Source organism: Arthrobacter bambusae (assembly GCF_030812595.1).
Lineage (GTDB): Bacteria > Actinomycetota > Actinomycetes > Actinomycetales > Micrococcaceae > Arthrobacter > Arthrobacter bambusae_B.
The window spans coordinates 390,262-408,899 of the sequence record NZ_JAUSSZ010000001.1 but is presented as its reverse complement, the minus strand read 5'-3'; the positions used below and the strand labels follow the sequence as shown (position 1 = coordinate 408,899).

The window sequence follows — 18,638 nt, the reverse complement described above, 5'->3', positions numbered from 1 at the left end:
TGCTTCACTGCCGCAGTCAGCGTCCCTCGTGGGTGGCTCATACTGACAAACAAGTCCGCGGCTGGGGTTCCGACGTCGGTCACTGGCAGCGCGGGTCTCAGCCGCGGCCCAATGCTCCGAACGCGCCGAAAGCCGGCGCCCGCGCCAGCCAGCCTGCAAATTGCTGCACGCAGCGCCGGCCCGGGCAAGGAGAATCGCTACGGGCGGCGGGTCCTGGCGCTTCCCGCCGGCCTTCACCACGCCGCGAACTCCTCGTGTTTATGTACGCAGTACCGATTTAGTTCCCCTGCGGGCACGAATCAGATGTGACGATGGCGGACGGCCTGCCGACGACAACGGAACGTACGATCGCCGACCTGATCCGCGCCGGGGGCATCCGGTCCTGAAACGGACGCCTCGAACGAGGAAATCACGAGGTCTCGGCTCCGGCGGCAGCGGGATCGTGGGTAATGAGCCTTGCGGTCCGATATTCCTGCGTGGGCAATTCGATGTTGCGTCCAGATGGCGGCAACTATCCAGAACGGGCCCGCTGTGGGGCGCTTACCCGCTGTTTTTGTCCGCCTTTAGGCCAGACATCAGCGTCCGTGCGCGACTTCTGCGTGCTGCCGGGACGGGACCATCGGATCTTGATTCGCGGCCGCCTCCGTGTCTTCCAGCACCCGGAGGATATTGCCGAAAGCGAGGCTGCGCAGATCAGCAGGAGACCAGCCCCGTTCGGCTAGCGCGTCAAACACAGCCGGGTAGCTCGATACCCCGGAAATTCCGCGGGGCAGTTCTTCTATCCCGTCGAAGTCCCCTCCGACGCCGAGATGCTGGGGTCCTACTACTTCGCGTGCATGTTCCAGGTGCCTGACGATGTCGGCGATCGTCGCCTGCGGAGCCTCGTTCTGCGATGTCCACCGGGCAAATTCTGCAGCGGCCGCGCTGTCCTCTTCCACCTGGCCTGCATGAAAACCTGTCCTAAGGCCGAGTCTCTCCCGGACTTCATCAGAATGCCGCGCGTAGTCGGCGCAGGCCTCTGAGATGAAGGCGGGAACGAAGGTAAGCATGAGCACGCCGTTGTTTCCAGGCACTCTCTCAAGCACGGCATCCGGCACGTTTCGGACGTGATCAGTGACGCTGCGGCACGATGAATGGGAGAAAATTACAGGAGCAACGCTCGTATCCAGCGCGTCATGCATCGTCTGCTCGGCTACGTGGGATAGATCCACTATCAGCCCGAGACGGTTCATTTCGCCGACAACGCTTCTGCCGAAATCAGTGAGCCCATAGTCAACCTGTTCGCCCGTCGCCGAACGCGCCCATGGCGTGTTGTCGTTGTGTGTGAGGGTCATGTAGCGGACGCCGACACGTCTCATCATCCGAAGCACGCCAAGCGACGCGTCAATGGAATGCCCTCCTTCTATGCCCATCAGCGACGCAATCTTTCCCTCTGCGGCGGCGGTTCTTACGCCGGCGGCAGAGTCCACCAGGCTGAACGTCTCCGGATACTTGGAGACGATACGTTGCACGCAGTCGATCTGTTCGAGTGTCGCCACAACGGCCTCGGCCGGCAGCATGTTGGAGGGGACGAAGACCGACCAGAATTGCGCGCCGACCCGGCCTTTCCGGAGTCGCGGAATGTCTGTGTGTAGCTCGGGCTGGTGCTGCAGCAAGTCGACCTCCTCGACGCGGGAGTCGAATTTCTGCCGCAGAGCCCAAGGCAAGTCGTTATGGCCGTCAAACACCATGGTGTCGGCCGGCGCGGAACGGGTCCGAAAGGATGTCATCGGGCGGCGCTCAATTCCTCCAAGGCAACCCATGGCTCCAGCAGTCCGAAAGCCTCGGGGCCAAAGACTTGCAGCGCTTCCGGAGTCCGCATGATGGCAGGAGTCGAAATGCCGTAGACGGCCACCCGCTGTCCGAACCGGAGCGCCTCCGATGTGATGGGTATGCCCAGATCAACATCAACAATCGTAATAAGGTCCGGAACAATGGCAACCACCGCACCATTCCTGTGTGCGATGACGTTCTCATTCCGGAACTGGATCCGCATCTCGTCGCCACCATCGAACGACTCCACAGTGGCAAACCCTTGGGTGAAACCGTCCCTAACGAACCTCTCAACGTCAACGATCTTTCCCCGCATGAGCACGGCTCCATGGCCGTATATCGTGTCCTTCAGGAAGGCACTAAGTTCTGCGAGCGGATCAAGATGTTTCTCCTTGGCCTGGCGCAAGGTCCGGCCGATATTGAGGGCCAGTGTGACGGTGTTGCGGATCGCAGTACGCTTGACGTCCGCTCCGGTCATTGGATACTCGGCGATGTATGCCGCACCCCCCATCTTGATGGTGACCGCACGGGCGAAAGTTTCCATCCTCTGGTTGTCCTGGCCGGTATCGACGATGCAAGTGTGCCCATTTTCATCAGAAACAGCGAGCGGAGATCCGGACACCCCATACACTCCGAACGTTTCCATTTGAAGCTCCGGGAAGGCTCTCCCCATTCCGTCGCCGTCCACCACAGGGATCCCTGCTTCGGCAGCGACGACTAGAGGAATCATGGAATTCAGGCCACCGCACTCCATGGGGATGGTTGCATCGGCTGTTTTTCCGAGGTGTCTCTCCAAGGCACGGAGCGACAAGACCGCCTCCGTGCCGGCGGGGACTTTCTCGACGACGACAGTCGGAGCGCCCATCATGGCCGTGGAAATGACAAAGTCATCGTCATCAAGTTCCGTCGGATCGAGGATTTCGATCTTCTTTCCGTCTTTGAGGCATTCCTCAACGAGGAGTCGGCCGATGAGCGGATCTCCGCCGCCGCCCGTACCAAGTATTGCCGCGCCGCGGGCCAAGTCAGGGACGTCGTCTAGTGACAGATAGAAACTCATGTTGTTCTTCCTTCTACTTCTTGCAATGAGCGTTCCGGGCAGGACTATTTCGACGCCGGCAGGTCGCCGACCGCTTTGACGCGTACCCGGGATGCGTTTCCCGGCAGATAGGCCAGGGGTAGCTCATCAATCTCCACGATTTGGACGGTGCTGGCTTTGGCTCCCGCAGCGATGGCTTTGCTGATTGCTTCCTCCCTGGCCTGGTCGAGCACTTCTTCGCGCTTTCCTGCCGGCATTGCAAAGATACGGTCTACTTCGCCACCGACCTGGGCAATGGCGGCGCCGATGGCATTCGCCACTCCGGAGTGCCCCGGACGGGCAACGTCACTGGCGCAGGCCATCTGTTCCGGCACCAGGAACGCGCCGCCGCCGACTGCGACTACCGGTACGAGGTCGGAACTCGTGCGCATCCGGTCTACCGTCTCCGCGATCCTTCGGTGGATTTCGACTTTGGCCGCCCTCACCAATGAAGGATCCAGATGGCTGACGCGGCCGGGGTCACCGATCTCGGCGTCACCCGCTGCGACCATGATGTCCGTCGCCGTCAGAGTTTTGCCCCCGAAGACGAGCGCCTCCTCCGTCACTCTGTAGCCAACGCTGTCCGGCCCGACGGTCACACCATTGTCGAACCTGATGCGGCTGCCGCCGCCGAGACCGACGGACAACACATCCGGCATCCGGAAGTTCGTCCTGATTCCCGCCACTTCGATTTCTGTCGCCGCCTCGCGGGGAAAGCCGGACTGGAGAACTCCGACGTCCGTCGTCGTTCCGCCAACGTCGACCACTATGCAGTCTTTGAGGCCCGAGAGGTACGCGGCGCCGCGCATTGAGTTTGTCGGTCCTGAGGCAAAGGTGGCCACGGGGTATTTTCGGGCGAAATCGACATCCATTAGAGTGCCGTCGTTCTGGCTCAGAAACAGCGGCGCGTGAATGTTCAGCGCCATCAGGGATTGATCGAGCGAGGAACACACATCTGCAGAGAGCTCACGAAGGGCAGCATTGATGATGGTTGCATTTTCCCGCTCGAGAAGCCCCACCCTGCCGATTTCGTTGGAAAGGCTGACCGGAAGGTCGGGAAACTCTGCGTTGATAATCTCCGCTGCCCGCTGCTCAAACTCCGAATTGACTGGAGAAAAGACGGACGAGATTGCGAAGCTGCGGGCCCCTTTGGCTACGGCGTCCTCGGCTGCCTTCCGGATCTCGTCAGGATCGATCGGAGAGATTTCCCTTCCATCGAACTCATGACCGCCGTGGCACATGTAGGGCAACGCCTGCAGCGCCTTGGTAATCCGCGCCGGCCAGCCGACGAAGGGTGGCAGTCCGCCAGTTGCGGGAAGTCCGAGCCGGATTGCCGCCGTCGATGCCAGCCGCTCAGCTTCGACAAGTGCATTGATGAAATGGGTGGTGCCGATCATGACGGCGTCAATGTCGGCAGGGTCAAAGGAGTATGCGCTCTGTAGGCGGCGCAGGGACCCGGTAATGCCTTCTCCGACGTCACTCATGGTCGGACTTTTTACACCTGCGAGGACTTCGCTCCCCTCAATGAGTACGGCGTCCGTGTTGGTCCCGCCGACATCGATGCCTATCTTCACTTGTATTCCTCCTGCAGTGCGCGTTGTTCAGCAATCGGGCGGCGCGAGAGCGCCTCTTCGGATGTGCCTCTGATCAGGCCGAGTTTGCCTGCGATGACGTAGAGAATCAGGGACGCACCAAGCGAATTCAGCGACCCGACTCCCCACGGCAGGAACGTTCCGATCAGCACTGAGGCGGCCCAGACCACCAAGGTCCCAATTACCCACGTTGGCTCCGTCGCCGGCAGGGCGGGGGCGGATGCGGATAAGACCCTTCTCCATTTCTTTACGATGTAGTACTCGGCGACCATGATTCCGGCGATGGGGGGAAACGTGACTCCGAGCAGGATCAGGAAATCCACAAAGTAGTTCAGTATCCCCGCAGCGGCGAGCGCGCTGCCGAGGATCCCGATGAAGACGGTGACGCTCGTACGGCTCACCCGTTTCTTGAATACTGTCTCGACGAAATTCACGATGCCCAAGGATGCCGAGTACAAGTTCCAGTCGTTCATCTTGATTGTGCCGGCAACGATGATGATTGTGCCGACGAACCCGCTGCTGGAAGTGACAATTGCGATGATGTCGTTGGTCTTGAGGGCATGGGCAAGGAGAACGCCTGCGATGGCCACCATGAATTCACCGAGGGTGACGCCGAGCAGCGTCTGCTTGACGACATCGGAGGGTTTGCGGTTGAAGCGCGTCATATCGGGTGTGATGACCATGCCGACTATGAATCCGCCAGCCACCAGCGTTGTCCCCGCCGCCAGGCTTAGGACCGGTCCAGGGGCCGGCTGGTTGACCAGATCGGCGAGGTTGTGCCTTTGCAGCTCAGAGACAATCGACCAACCGGCGAGCAGGAGGAATGCGGGGATCGTAAGGTAAGCGGTCCAAGCCATGCTCTTGAAGCCGTAGACCACTACCGCGGTCACGACGCCGCCGACCGCTAGGGCCCAACCCCAGGCGGGAATAGCGGGCGCCAGCTTGGCGAGCCCTCCGGCGGCCACGCCGCTTTGGACGCCGAACCATCCGACAAGGCTAAGCGAGATGACGAGCGCGATGATGCTGGATCCATGGCGTCCAAAGCCGGTCCATCTAGCAAGAACCGAAGTTGAGAGGCCTTCTTTTTGGCCAAGGACTCCCGTCATGATGGCAACCACCTCCAGGATCACTGATCCAAGGAAGATGGCGAGCAAGGCGGTGGGAAAGTCCATTCCAAATCCCAGGGCTGCTCCCAGAAGGAACTGAGAAAGCGCTGACATCTGGCCGAACCTTTGAACGGCCACCGACCACCAGCTATAGCGGGCGTGGTCAGGAACACGCTCCAGGGCGTAGTCCTCCTCCCCCGCGTGTTTTTTATCAGCAGTTGTTGCCATCGGTACTCCTTGGCTTTGAGGTACATGAGGTACCTAACCCGAAAAAATCAGGGCTAGGAGGGAATGAAACGAAGGTACGGCCCGCGACAGTCCTTATCAATGGCTACTCTGACCACTAAAAGCCCACATCATGTGCATACTTAACACATCCGTCCTCTACACACGCATCCGAAGGAGGCAGTCCATGTCTTGGTTTCTAACGGCCAGCGACTTGGAAGCATTGGAGTTTGGCGCGAGAATGCTGGGTTCGGGAGGGGCCGGTGACACTCACGCCATGTCGCTTTTGACTCGGAATCTGTTGGAACACAGCGGCGGCGTGACCATATTTCCGCCAAGTAAAATCCTTCCTGGCGATGTCGTAGTGGCCGTTGGCCTGGCGGGGTCGGCATTGGCTTTCAGCGAAAAGCCCAGCGGATTAGAGCCTTACGTAAGAGCTTTCGATGCGGTTGCCCAGAAATTTCCCGGACGGCGAGCACTTGTTTGTGCCTTCGAAATGGCGGGGATCAATGCCTATGCGCCGATCCTTGTGGCCGCGGCCCTGGGCATTCCGCTGGTCGACATGGATGGCATGGGGAGAGGACTCTCAGGACTGCATCAGACAACTTTCAACGCGCACGCCATCTCTATGACTCCTTGTGCTTTGGTCGACACGTCAGGGAGGTGTGTCGAAATTTCAGGATCAACGGCCGAGGAAGCCGAGCGTGCCTTGCGCGTTCTCATGGGCTTGTTTGGCGGCTGGGTGGCGTTCGCTGGGTACCCGATGGACGCGATACAGGCGCGGGAAGGCGGCATTAGCCGGACGCTTCGGCGAGGATTGGAGCTTGGACGGCAGTTCCAGCACTCCAAGGAAATATCCGCCTCCGTGTCCGAGGCGATATCCCATTTTTGTTCCCACACGGCGGGCTGTCTTTTTGTGGGCCGAGGGAGCGTTGTGGACGTTCACTGGGAACCCGCCCCACGTGATTCCGGTGCCGGTGTACAGGCCAAAGGAACGATGATCGTTCGGGCCGCAGGAAGATACCTTCGAATTGAGGCGCAAAACGAATTCCTGCTTCTAATGGACGAAGGCTGGCTGATCGCCAAGGCCCCCCAGATTATCTGCCTCCTGGACAGCCATACCGGCACTCCCCTGCTCAGCGAGCGTATCCTTCCCGGTTACGGGGTAGACATCGTTGTCTTTGAGGCGCCTGGCGAATGGAGCGAATCTGCTGCGCAGGCCTTGGTCGACATTTCCGGCTACGGCTACACCATTCCTTCCCTTGAAGACTCGCCATGAGAGCCAGGCTGACGCTTCGGGAACTGCTACGGTGTCCTATTCTTCTGAACAGCTCCACGATCTTGGAACACCCCTCTACGAGCTTCACGTTCATCTGCACCAACGAGATCAGCGCCAGCGGCGCTGCCACTACGGCCTACCTCGATCCACCAGACGAAGTGCAGGTCAGCAATCTCGAAGGCATCTGGATATCCTCGTGGATTCCCTCCTATGCCTTGGAGATTCTGCTTCCACAGTTGAAGCGAAAGGGCGTGGGCGTAGTGATTCTGATACCAGCCACGCCCCAGGACTTCCAGCCACTCTCGGAGTTCGGCCTTTCCACCCTGGAACTCGCCCGAAAGCTGGGAATGAACGTGGTTGCGCTCCACGAGCCCCATGCGACTGTAGCCGTGGCCGCAGCCCTCAGCAGGTTCATGGGATCGGATCTCTGGGCACGGTCCATCAACATGACGGCCTTCACCCAGGCCGTGCACCAGATGGAGCCAAGCCCGGAGGTGGTCGTTTCTGAACTCAAGAAGTATGTCAACGCGCGGATAGCAGTGATCAATTCGCTCGGCCTGCCGCTCGCGGGCGCACTTGAGCGGCCGCCCGAATTCGGCAGCATCGGGGTCTCGGCCCTGTTTGACCCCAACCAGACCCCAAGCCTTATTTCAGTTCCATCGCCTCCACTCATGGAGGACGACGATCCAGCTCTTTGGATCCTCGCGGAGTTCCAACCCGACGCCCCGTCCTTCGAGCTGGAGGCTGCAAAAGAACTCATGGAATTAGGGGCGCTTTCGTTGCTCCGGTGGCTCAGCCGTCAACGCTTCGCGAGCGAGCAGTTTCAATCCGCAAGATCAGCGATTGTTTCGCAACTCGCCGTCGCAGGCGGAGCCATTCCGGATCACGTCGTCTCCCAAGCCCTCAGCGTTGGCTGGAACTTGAACGGATGGCACACCCTCATCAGCGTTCGTGCCCCCCGGAAATCCCTGGCCCATGACGTCGGACGAATGCTTCCAGCCGCTTTGGCCAGGTATGACTACAGAGTGGACTCGTCCGAATACATCGACCATTGGCTTATCTGGGAAACCCGGCAGGACCAACCGACCCGGGGCGACTACAGGGACTTCGTCGCCGCCCTGGATTCCCTACGACCACCGCCGGAAACAGGAATCGTCTTTGGCGTCGCCAGGCCGCGCCTTGGACCGGAGGGCTTTGCAAGAAGCATCGCCGAGGCTGAAGAATTCGCTCGACAAGCAAGCTCCAGCAAAGGACGCCGGCAGATTGTTGATGCCCAGGAATCCGTCGCCACACAACTGATCCGCACTACGCTCCATGACCCCTCACTGGTTCGTCCAGCCACGAAGTTTCTAAAACGGCTGTCCGAACCGGACGCCGATTATCTGAGGAAAACGCTGGCCACCTACCTTCAAAGTGAGTCCAACCTCACGGAAACGGCGCGGGCGCTTGAAGTACATCGAAACACGGTGGTCAAGAGGATCGAAAAGATCGAGGAACTGCTGGATTCTCCTCTCGAAAACCCTGACACCAAATTTGCCTTGCGCATCGCACTCAGAATCTTGGAAATTTCTTCCATCGAGTAGCCCCATCACCAGCCGACAGCAGAGAAAGGGCTCCGCGCTTTTGTAGCGGCCGAGGGCGGCCCGGTGCCTGTCGGCGGTCCAGCGCCCCAGCGTGGACAACAGGCCCGTGTGAGCTCATCGTTCGAGACTTGTAAGGATTCCGCCCGCGACAGCTGGTCCCGCCGTTGGCATGATGGGGGCATGGCAACGCCCCCGGAACCCCGTGCCCGGATCGGAATCATTGGCGGCACCGGCCTGTACCGGCTGCCCGGAGCCGTCGTGCTGGACACGCTGGACGTCGCGACACCGTTCGGGGCGCCCTCCAGTCCGGTCACCCTCGCGCGCTTGACCGCACTGGACGGCCCCGGCGGTGCAGCAGAAGGCCCGGCGGTAGCGTTTCTGAGCCGACACGGCCGGGGGCACGCCATCCCGCCGCAGCAGATCAATTACCGGGCAAACCTCTGGGCCCTCAAGAGCCTGGGCGTAGAGGCCGTCATCTCCTCCGCGGCCGTCGGCGGTCTGGTCTCCAGCCACGGAACCGGCACTTTTGCAGTTCCCGACCAGCTCCTGGACAAGACCTGGGGCCGAGCGGACAGCTTCTACGATGGCTCATTGCCCACCGGGGTGCAGCATTTGCCCGCCGCTGAGCCTTACAGCGCCCCGCTGCGCGCGGCACTCATCACCGCCCTGAAGCAGCAGGGCGAAGACGTCCCGGCGACCGCAACGGTGGCCGTCATCAATGGTCCGCGCTTTTCCACCAAGGCGGAGTCCGCATCCCTGATACAGGCCGGTGCTCACCTGGTGAGCATGACCCAGTACCCCGAGCCGATGCTGGCCGCGGAGTTGAACATGCACTTCGCCGTTCTGGCCTTCATTACGGACGCCGACACGGGGCATGACGGTTCGGAACCCGTGACGGCTGAGCTTGTGCTCGGACGTCTTGCTGCCGCGCAGCCGCGGATCCTGGCTGCACTGTCCGAGGCGGTGCGGGCAGTGACCGCGGGGCTGAGCGGAGCGGGGCCGGGGAACGACGGCGGCACCTGGCGGATGAGCCTCATGCCGGCCGACGCCGTCGCCACCGTGATGGGCACCGCCGAGCCTGTCCGCCCAGTCAGGGGACGGAACGCACTGTGAGGATCCTGGTCACCGGGGGAGCTGGTTTCATTGGCAGCCATATCGTGGATGCGGCCCTGGCCCGCGGCTGGGAGGTCCGGATCCTGGATTCCCTGAATCCAGCCGTGCATCCGGGACCACCGCCACGACGTCCGGGGGCGCCCCTGATGGTGGGCGATGTTGGCGACGCCGTCACCGTGGCCGCATCGCTGAAGGGGATCGACGTCGTCGTCCACCAGAGCGCCAAGGTCGGCCTCGGAGCGGGTTTCTTCGATGCGCCCGACTACATCCGCGAGAACGACCTGGCCACGGCGGTTCTCCTGGCGGGCATGGCGTCGGCCGGGGCGGACAAGCTGGTGCTGGCTTCCTCCATGGTGGTCTATGGCGAGGGTGCCTACACGGACTCAGCCGGAGTGCCGGTGCGCCCGGACGCGCGCCGGTTGGAGGATCTGGAGCGGGGAATCTTCGACCCCCGGGACCCCGCCACCGGCGAACTCCTGCTGCCTACACTCGTCACCGAGGACGCCGCGTTGGACCCGCGGAACGTCTATGCTGCCTCCAAGCTTGCCCAGGAAAATCTCGCTTCGGCGTGGGCACGCTCGACCGGGGGCACTGCCATCGCCCTGAGATACCACAACGTGTATGGGCCCCGGATGCCTAAAAATACCCCCTACGCGGGCGTGGCCAGCCTCTTCCGCTCGGCGCTGGCCCGCGGTGAGGCTGTGCGTGTCTTCGAAGACGGAGGGCAGCGACGCAGCTTCGTCCACGTAGCGGACGTGGCGGAGGCGAACCTGCGCGCCATTGAGGCTTTGGTGGAAGGCAGGGTTGTCATGCCGGGCAGTTTCAGGGCGTACAACGTGGGAGCATCCGAGGTCCAGACCATCGGACAGATGGCGGAGGTGCTGAGCGCGGTTGGCGGCGGTCCGGCCCCTATGGTCACCGGCGAATTCCGGCTAGGCGACGTCCGGCACATCACCGCCAGTTCGGCCCGGGCCTGGGCCGAGCTTGGCTGGGCCCCCCGGCACCGTTTCGAGGACGGAATGCGCGAGTTCGCCACCGCCCCGCTGCGCGGGGACCCGGCCTAGACTGGCCCGGCGCCGTCCATCCTTCTACCAGGATGCACTTGGTGCCAATCTCGCGCGCCTTAGCGCGGGGGCGCCGAGTACAAACGTCCGGGTTCCGTAAGGATTTCCGCCTGCCGCGCAGGGCCCGGGGAACCTACGGTCAAAGGGTGGAGAAAAAGCAAAGTGGTTCGCACGATGATTCCAGTGCGGCCACAAGGCCGCCAGGTACACCCGGCCACGATTTCGAGGGTGCATGCGCCTTCAATAGTGACGGCACCGCGCTGGTCGATGTCGTGTTCCCCTGCCTCAACGAACGTTCAGCCCTCCCCCACGTACTACGGACCCTGCCAGCCGGATACCGCGCCATCGTCGTCGACAACGGATCCAGCGATGGGTCCGGCGCCCTCGCCGCAAGCCTGGGCGCCGCCGTCGTCGAGGAACCCCGGCGCGGTTTCGGCGCCGCGGCCCATGCCGGGCTGCTAGCCGCAACCGCGGAATATGTGGGCTTCTGCGATTGCGACGGTTCGCTGGACCCCGCCGAACTGGCCCCGATGCTGGAGCTTGTGCGCGCCGGGCGTGCCGACTTGGTCCTGGGTGCCCGGCATCCGGTCCGCGGTTCCTGGCCGGTCCACGCACGGCTGGCCAACATCGTCCTGAGCCGGCGGCTGCGCCGGCTGACGGGAATCCCTATTACCGACCTAGGGCCTCTTCGACTGGCCAGGCGCAGTGCGCTTCTGGGGCTGGACCTCACCGACCGACGCAGCGGCTATCCGCTGGAAATGTTCCTCAAGGCACACCGCAACGGCTGGCGCGTGGCAGAAGTACCCGTCACCTATGCGCCGCGTCTGGGAAAGTCCAAGGTGACGGGCACGGTGCGCGGAACCCTGATGGCCATGAAGGACATGAGTGCGCAATTGAATGCCGCCTCGCGGTGGCTGGCCCCGCCGGAGACTGGCGGCCCGGCTACGCTCAGGCCTCCGAGCCTCAAACCTCCGAGCGAGGGAGGGGAAGCCGCGCCATGAACCTCACCATCGCCGTCATCGCCAAGGAATGTTTCCCGGGCCACGCCAAGACACGCCTCATTCCTCCGCTGACCCCGGCGCAGGCCGCCGCCCTGGCTCAGACCAGCCTCAGCCAGACGCTGGAAACGGTGCGCTCCCTCCCTGCGGCCACGCGTTTGCTGGTGTTCGACGGGACGCCGCAGAGCGGCGACGCTGCGGGCTTTGAAGTGGTCAGCCAGGGTGCGGGCGAACTGGACCAACGGCTGGCGGCCATCTGTTCGCGCGTCGCCGGCCCGCTGCTGATTCTGGGCATGGACACGCCACAGCTGAGCCGGGATCAGCTGGCTCCGCTGCTGGCGGACTGGTCCTCCCCCGCGCCGCGTCGAGCCGCATGGCTCGGCCCCGCCTCGGACGGCGGCTTCTGGGCCTTGGGCCTCCACTGTCCCGACGGCGGTTTGGTCCGCGGCGTCAAGATGTCCACCCCGCACACCGGGGCGCACCAATTGGCCCGGCTGGCCAGCGCCGGACTGGACGTGGGAATACTCCCGGTTTTGACGGATGTAGACCACTTTGCCGATGCCCTCGCGGCCGCGCGCGAATGCGGGGGCACCCCGTTTGCCCGCCACGTGGACAGCCTGGCGAAGAGGCTGCCAGAAGCAGGAATGCCCGTTGACGTACGGTCCGATGCCACGGCGACCAGGACGGAACGGTGATGAGCATACCGACAGCCTCCATCGACAAGGCGCTTCTGTCAGCCGACGCCCCTGCCAGCCGCCCCCGCCCGGTTGCCCAGTTTGGCCAGGGCGGACACGAACCGTACGCAAACAGCCTGTCCCTGGGCCGCGGACACCTGATTTTGCGCCCGGAATCTGCCCGGCTCGAATCCGTCGGGCCGATCCACTTCAGCGTGCTCGGATGGTCCGCCCCGGCCACTACCGGCGAACTCGAGCTGCTGCGCACCCTCCGCGGGCCCGTTCTTGATGTGGGCTGCGGCCCCGGCAGGATGCTTGGCGCTGCCCGGGAACTGGGGCTGGCGGCCATGGGCGTCGATTCGAGCGCCCATGCAGTGCGGCTGGCCACCGCGCGCGGCGCCGCGGCAATCCATGGCTCAATCTTTGACCCGATCCCGCACGAGGGAGGTTGGGGTTCGGCCCTGTTGCTCGATGGCAACATCGGCATCGGCGGAAACATCCCGGTACTACTGGAACGGGTGGCCTCCCTGATCGCCCCGGGTGGTCAGGTGCTGGCGGAGGCCGAAGCCAGGGAATCCCTCGATTTAGCCTATCTGGCCGTCCTGGAGGATTCGGCCGGACGCGCCAGTGCCGCCTTTCCATGGGCCCGCGCGGGCGGGAAAGCACTCGCCGTCCATGCGGCCCGGGCCGGGCTGGCTTCCGTTGCCGCCCGGACGGTCCAGGGCCTGGTATTCCTGACGCTGGAACGGCGGAAGTAGAGTCCTACTCCGGCCACCGCCGGCCGCTCCACCGTCGGAACAAACGAGAACAGAGCGAGGCCAGCAATCAAGCCTGCAGGACGGTGCCGTTGACTCGGATCTTACGAAAGGCGAACGGTCCGCTGGTTCCATGGCCCACTAACCAGGGCCGGGTGCAGGATCAAAGGGTGAGCGAATCATCACCGCGCCATGTGCCTGGAACCCAGGCGCGGGGCCCGGCAGGAAACAGCGCTGCGGAGAACGGGCCCAGGAACGCCGGAACCGCAGCCACCGTGGCGGCACTGGCCCTGGTGGCATTGCTGGCCGGGACCATCTGGTGGACCGTCACCGCCGATCCGTCCGCGGAATGGGTGTCCCCCGTTGGCACGCTGGCGGCCTGGGCCATCTTTTTCCCGGCCGTGTTGGCCGCACGCCGGATCCCGCCCCGGTACGCGACCGCCGTCGTGCTTCTGGGCGCCTTGCTGCTGGGCTTCACGGCCGTCTCGGCACCGCCCGCCACCAGCAATGATTCCGCCCGCTATGCGTGGGACGGCATCGTCCAGAAAGCCGGAATTTCCCCCTATGCCCACGTTCCGGCGGACGATGCCCTGCGGCCCCTGCGGCCAGCGTGGCTGTTCCAAGACGCCGGGCGGGACGGAACCTGCAACACCAACCCGTTCCCGACCGGAACGGAAATCACCACGAACATCCCCGGCGGCGGCCCGCTGTGCACGGCCATCAACAGGCCCGCCGTGCCCACCGTCTACCCCGCCGGGGCGCAGCTGTATTTCCTTGCGGTTCGGCTCGTACCCGGTTCCGAGGTGGGGTTCATTGCCTTCCAGTTGGCCGGGCTGCTGCTCAGCCTAGCCATAACACAGGCCCTGCTGCTGTACCTGCGCCGCACGGGGAGACCCGCACACCAGGCAGTATGGTGGGCGTGGTCACCGCTCGTGGGCTTTGAAGCCATCAACGGTGCGCACGTTGACGCGCTGGCCGCGGCACTGGCCCTGGCCGCCGCACTGCTGCTGATGCGCGGGAGCGTCTTGGGTTCGGGTATCGCCTTCGGGGCAGCGGTGGCCACCAAACTCATCCCGGCCATCAGCGCCCCCGCCCTCCTTTACCGGCGCCCGGTCCGCTTCGCCGCCGCAGCCATCGCCACGTTTGCCCTGGCATACGTCCCGTACGTCCTGGCAAGTGGATGGGCGGTACTGGGCTATCTGCCCGAATATCTTCGCTCCGAGGGGTACGACGGGCAGAACAGCCCGCGCTTCACGCTATTGAAGCTGGTCCTCCCGGCCAGCTGGGCGGGCCCGGCGGCACTGGTGCTGCTACTGGGGCTGGCCATCTACGTGTGGCGGACCACCGACTCCACAGAGCCTTGGGACGGACAGGTCTTCATGGTCGGCGGGACCCTGCTGATCGTCTCGCCCAGCTACCCCTGGTACGCGCTGCTTCTCCTGCCGTTCGTCGTGCTGAGCCGTCGCTACGAGTTCGCCGCCATCGCCCCTGTGCTCGCCATGATGTACTTCACCGGTGCCGGATCCTACGGCCAACTGGCGGCGCGGCTGGGACTCGGTGCCGTCGCTGCGCTCCTCGTGATCACCACGGCGATCAGACGACGGCCGACGCCTGGAAGAGGGCAGGCAGGGCGCCTGCGCCGGGAGTAGGCAGCCGCTGCGGCGTCGCTCCTGTTCGTGAAGATGCGCTGCCATTTGCGGCGTCCAAGCCCGTGCACCGCTAATCTGTCCCTAGGGTGGGCCGTGCCGGACTACCCTAGGCGTACACGGTGTGGGCGTTTTATCGTCCATGTAGTACTGGGGGCTGAAATGGCAAACGAAGTGTCGCCGGCGGATCGTGACGGTTCTTACCGGGAGCTGCTGGAGGCTGTGCCCGATGCTTTGCTGGTGATCGGCAAGGACGGCAATATTGCCTTCGTCAATGCTCAGACCGAACGGCTTTTCGGTTATCCACGTAGCCAACTGCTGGGCAGCCATTATGAGGTGCTGCTTCCGAAACGGTTCGCTGGCCACCACGAGGCGATCCGCGAACGGTTAACCATCGATCCGCGGACGCGCCGGGCAGGGACGGACATGAAAGTGTTCGGCCGTCACCGCGACGGCACCGAGTTCCCCATCGAGATCAGCTTCGCGCCCCTGGGCGCCGGGTCCAACACGGAAATCATCGCGTCCTTGCGGGATGTGAGTGAACGCCGACGCATCGAAGGGGAACTCCGTGATGCACTTTCTTTGCTCAGCGCCACCTTGGAATCGACGGCTGACGGCATTCTGGTTGTCGGTGCCGATGGCCGAATTGCCGGGTCAAACGAGCGGTTCGCCCTTCTATGGGGCATTCCTGCGGAACTCAGGGAATCGCGCGACGACGGGAAGCTAATCGCATTCGTCCTGGACCAGCTGGTCGATCCGGACGCGTTCCTGGACAAGGTGCGGGAACTGTATGCAGATCCCGCAGCGGAGAGCCTGGACATGTTGGATTTCCGGGACGGGCGGGTTTTTGAACGGTACTCCAGGCCCCAACGGGTCGGGGACGAGATCGTCGGGAGGGTCTGGAGTTTCCGTGATGTCACCGCCCGCCGCCGCGCCCAGGACCGGGCGCGGGAGGCGCTTGAGGAAGTGGAGGGTCTGGCAGCGATAGTCAATTCCTCCTCGGACGCGATCGTTGGCGTGAGCCCTGGGGGCGTGATCACCAGCTGGAACCCCGGTGCTGAACGGCTCTATGGATATCCCGCAGCCGAGGCCATCGGCCGGGACGCACAGTTCATCATCCCGGATCGGCTCCGCGACACCGAGGAAGCACTGCTGGCCGCGGTCATGAAGGGCGGGGCGCCCCGCAGCTTAGAAACGGAGCGAGTGCGCAAAGACGGATCGGTGGTGCCGGTGTCCTTGACCGTGTCCCCCATCAACGGCGAAAACGGGATTCGCGGGATCGCGAAGATCGGGCGCGACATCACCGCCCGGCGGGCCACTGAAGCGGAACTGCTGGCAGCCCGCGAAGCGGCATTGGAATCAAGCCGGTTGAAATCGGAGTTCCTGGCGACAATGAGCCACGAGATCCGCACGCCGATGAACGGTGTGATCGGTCTGACGGCGCTGTTGCTGGACACGCCGCTGGACGAGGTGCAACGCAGTTACGCCCAAGGCGTTCAGGGCGCGGCCGGCGCCCTGCTGGGCTTGATCAATGACATCCTGGATTTCTCGGAGCTGGAGGCGGGAAAAGTCGAGCTCGACGTCGCCCCGTTTGATCCGCGCCTCCTGGTCGAAGAGGTTGCCGGACTTGTGGCCGAAACAGCACAGGGCAAGGATCTGGAGCTTGTCGCGTATTGCCGGCCCGATGTTCCGGCGCAACTGGCCGGTGATGCCGGAAGGATCAGGCAGATCCTGTTGAATCTGGCCTCGAACGCGGTGAAGTTCACCGCCTCAGGCGAGGTCTCCCTCCGGGTGAGCGTCGCCGGGCAGGACGAGGGCACAGTGGTGGTGCGTTTCGAGGTCCGTGATACGGGGATCGGCATCGATGCAGCGGACCATGCGCGCTTGTTCGATTCCTTCGCCCAAGCTGATGCTTCAACTACGCGCCGGTACGGCGGCACCGGGCTGGGCCTGGCGATCTGTCGGCGCCTGACCGAAGCCATGGGCGGGACGATAGGCCTGTCGAGCGCTGCGGGGAAGGGCAGCACGTTCTGGTTCGAGCTTCCCCTCGAGGTGGCGGGTTTCCCCGGGGACGTTCCGGAGCCTGCTGTCGACGGTCTACTTGCCGGGCGGCGAGTACTGGTGGTGGATGACAATGCGACCAACCGGCTGGTGCTCGAATCGCAGCTGAACTCCTGGGGGCTTTCCCCGGAGGCTGTGGCCGACGCGCGCACGGCCTTGGAACGGTCCCGGGCCGCGGCCGCGGCCGGACAACCGTACGAGATTGCCGTGCTCGACATGTGCATGCCGGACATGGACGGACTGGAACTGGCGCGTGAGCTGAACGCGGACCCGGGGCTGGCGGGTCTGCGGTTGATGATGCTGACCTCCACCTCCCAGGTAAGCAAGGCCGATCTGGCCGCGGCAGGCATCGGCGAATGGCTTACCAAACCCGTCCGCGGTTCGGAATTCTACGATCGGCTCATGCGCCTACTGGCCGGCCCCGGCACGGCCCGTCAGTCGGGGGCACCGATCAAGGCCACCCGACCTCAGATGCCTTCCCGTGGCCGAGTCCTGGTGGTGGAAGACAATGAAGTGAACCAGCTCGTCGCCCGGGAAATGGTCACCAGTCTCGGCTACCGGGCCGACGTTGTGGCTGATGGCGCCCAAGCGGTCTCCGCCACGGCCGCCATCGCCTATGCGGCCGTGCTCATGGACTGTCATATGCCTGTCATGGACGGGTTCGAAGCGACCAAGGCAATCAGAATCCGGGAATCGCCTGGCGTGCGGCTGCCCATCATCGCCATGACCGCAGGCGCGCTGGACGAAGACCGGGAGCGTTGCTTGGCGGCGGGCATGGATGACTACCTCACCAAACCGGTCGACATCGCCCTCCTCGACACAGCCCTCGCTCGGTGGGTGCGCCCGACCACGCCGACGGGCAACGAGCCGCCGGTGCTGGACCGGGGCCGGCTTGCAACATTGCGCGGCCTGGGACCGGCGGACGGGGCGGGCCTTTTGCCTGCAGCAGCCGAGTCCTTCCGGCATGGTGTCCCCTCCGGTCTCGCGGCTCTTGAAGCGGCCCTCGGCGGCGGTGACCGGGAGGCCCTGGTGCAGGAGGCGCACAAACTGAGGGGCTCCGCCGCCAACATCGGAGCCGCCGGCGCCGCGGAACTGTGCAAGGAACTGGAGCAGCTCGGACGGCAAACCGAGGGTCGGCTGGATGGTCGGGCGGCCCAGGAGGTCTTGGTCCGGCTCCGCGCCGAGCTGGCGCGCGTCGATGCGGCGCTGGGGAGCGCCTTGTCCGTGCGGCCATGAAGGTTCTGTCGCCGACGAGGAGCCCCGCTGCGCCGGTGGGCCCCGATGGAAGCTTCTCCGGGCCCGGGAATCGAGTAGCCCTGCCGAAAAGACAAGTATCACCGAGTGTTGTCCCGTGCGGTGGCCGGCCTTTAGGCTCCGGGAGAAAGGGACAGACTTCGGTCACGCGGCAATAACGGGCGCATGACCTCATAAGGGACACTACCCATGGAGACTACGGGGCATAAAGGAAATTCTGCTGGAAGACGGCGACGCCCGGCCTTGGCAGCCGCGCTTGCAACAGCCGCCTTGGTGATCTGTATGAGCTTCGGCTCGGCGGTCAGCGTTCAAGCCATTACGTCCCCCTGCAACCCCACCGCCCCTGCTCCCACGAATACTGACCCCGGCACAGTCGTCCTGGCCGACAATTTTGAAAGCAA

Annotated in this window: 13 protein-coding genes; 9 read left to right on the top strand and 4 right to left on the bottom strand. The window is 63.8% G+C overall.

Features of this window, described 5'->3' with window-relative positions; translation table 11 throughout:
• Positions 1–575: 575 nt before the first annotated feature.
• Genes J2S96_RS01930 through J2S96_RS01915 form a run of 4 tightly spaced genes read right to left on the bottom strand, consistent with a single transcriptional unit; the run spans position 576 to position 5,813 of the window.
• The gene (locus J2S96_RS01930) at positions 576–1,769 is read right to left on the bottom strand and encodes a dipeptidase (RefSeq protein WP_306859341.1); all 1,194 of its coding nucleotides are present in this window, start codon (positions 1,767–1,769) and stop codon (positions 576–578) included.
• Positions 1,766–2,869, bottom strand: coding sequence for a DUF917 domain-containing protein (locus J2S96_RS01925; RefSeq protein WP_306859339.1), 1,104 nt, complete (start codon positions 2,867–2,869; stop codon positions 1,766–1,768). Before J2S96_RS01925 ends, J2S96_RS01930 begins: the two co-directional genes overlap by 4 nt.
• 44 nt (positions 2,870–2,913) lie before the next feature.
• Positions 2,914–4,461, bottom strand: a complete 1,548-nt coding sequence (locus J2S96_RS01920; RefSeq protein WP_306859337.1) for a hydantoinase/oxoprolinase family protein — start codon at positions 4,459–4,461, stop codon at positions 2,914–2,916.
• A complete protein-coding gene (locus J2S96_RS01915; protein ID WP_306859335.1) occupies positions 4,458–5,813 on the bottom strand; it encodes a purine-cytosine permease family protein in 1,356 nt (451 codons plus the stop codon). The genes J2S96_RS01920 and J2S96_RS01915 overlap by 4 nt, the downstream gene beginning before the upstream one ends.
• A gap of 184 nt (positions 5,814–5,997) precedes the next feature.
• Here J2S96_RS01915 and J2S96_RS01910 point away from each other — a divergent pair, with 184 nt between their 5' ends.
• The 9 genes from J2S96_RS01910 to J2S96_RS01870 all read left to right on the top strand — a co-directional run bounded on the left by J2S96_RS01910 (position 5,998) and on the right by J2S96_RS01870 (position 18,219).
• On the top strand, positions 5,998–7,089 hold the full coding sequence (locus tag J2S96_RS01910; protein WP_306859333.1) for a DUF917 domain-containing protein: 1,092 nt from the start codon (positions 5,998–6,000) through the stop codon (positions 7,087–7,089).
• Between the two features lie 62 nt (positions 7,090–7,151).
• Complete coding sequence (locus J2S96_RS01905; RefSeq protein WP_306859331.1) at positions 7,152–8,672, top strand: PucR family transcriptional regulator; 1,521 nt, start codon at positions 7,152–7,154, stop codon at positions 8,670–8,672.
• Between the two features lie 180 nt (positions 8,673–8,852).
• A complete protein-coding gene (locus tag J2S96_RS01900; RefSeq protein WP_306859329.1) occupies positions 8,853–9,785 on the top strand; it encodes an MTAP family purine nucleoside phosphorylase in 933 nt (310 codons plus the stop codon).
• The gene (locus J2S96_RS01895) at positions 9,782–10,849 is read left to right on the top strand and encodes an NAD-dependent epimerase/dehydratase family protein (RefSeq protein WP_306859327.1); all 1,068 of its coding nucleotides are present in this window, start codon (positions 9,782–9,784) and stop codon (positions 10,847–10,849) included. The genes J2S96_RS01900 and J2S96_RS01895 overlap by 4 nt, the downstream gene beginning before the upstream one ends.
• A 146-nt stretch (positions 10,850–10,995) precedes the next feature.
• Positions 10,996–11,850 (top strand): glycosyltransferase family 2 protein, encoded by an 855-nt coding sequence (locus tag J2S96_RS01890; RefSeq protein ID WP_306859325.1) that lies wholly within the window; start codon positions 10,996–10,998, stop codon positions 11,848–11,850.
• A complete protein-coding gene (locus tag J2S96_RS01885) occupies positions 11,847–12,542 on the top strand; it encodes a TIGR04282 family arsenosugar biosynthesis glycosyltransferase (RefSeq protein ID WP_306859323.1) in 696 nt (231 codons plus the stop codon). Before J2S96_RS01890 ends, J2S96_RS01885 begins: the two co-directional genes overlap by 4 nt.
• On the top strand, positions 12,542–13,279 hold the full coding sequence (locus J2S96_RS01880; protein ID WP_306859321.1) for an SAM-dependent methyltransferase: 738 nt from the start codon (positions 12,542–12,544) through the stop codon (positions 13,277–13,279). Before J2S96_RS01885 ends, J2S96_RS01880 begins: the two co-directional genes overlap by 1 nt.
• Positions 13,280–13,446: 167 nt before the next feature.
• A complete protein-coding gene (locus J2S96_RS01875; RefSeq protein WP_306859319.1) occupies positions 13,447–14,925 on the top strand; it encodes a glycosyltransferase 87 family protein in 1,479 nt (492 codons plus the stop codon).
• Between the two features lie 159 nt (positions 14,926–15,084).
• Positions 15,085–18,219 carry a PAS domain S-box protein gene (locus J2S96_RS01870; protein WP_306859317.1) on the top strand — a complete coding sequence of 1,045 codons (3,135 nt, stop codon included), beginning with the start codon at positions 15,085–15,087 and terminating at the stop codon, positions 18,217–18,219.
• Positions 18,220–18,638: the final 419 nt, after the last annotated feature.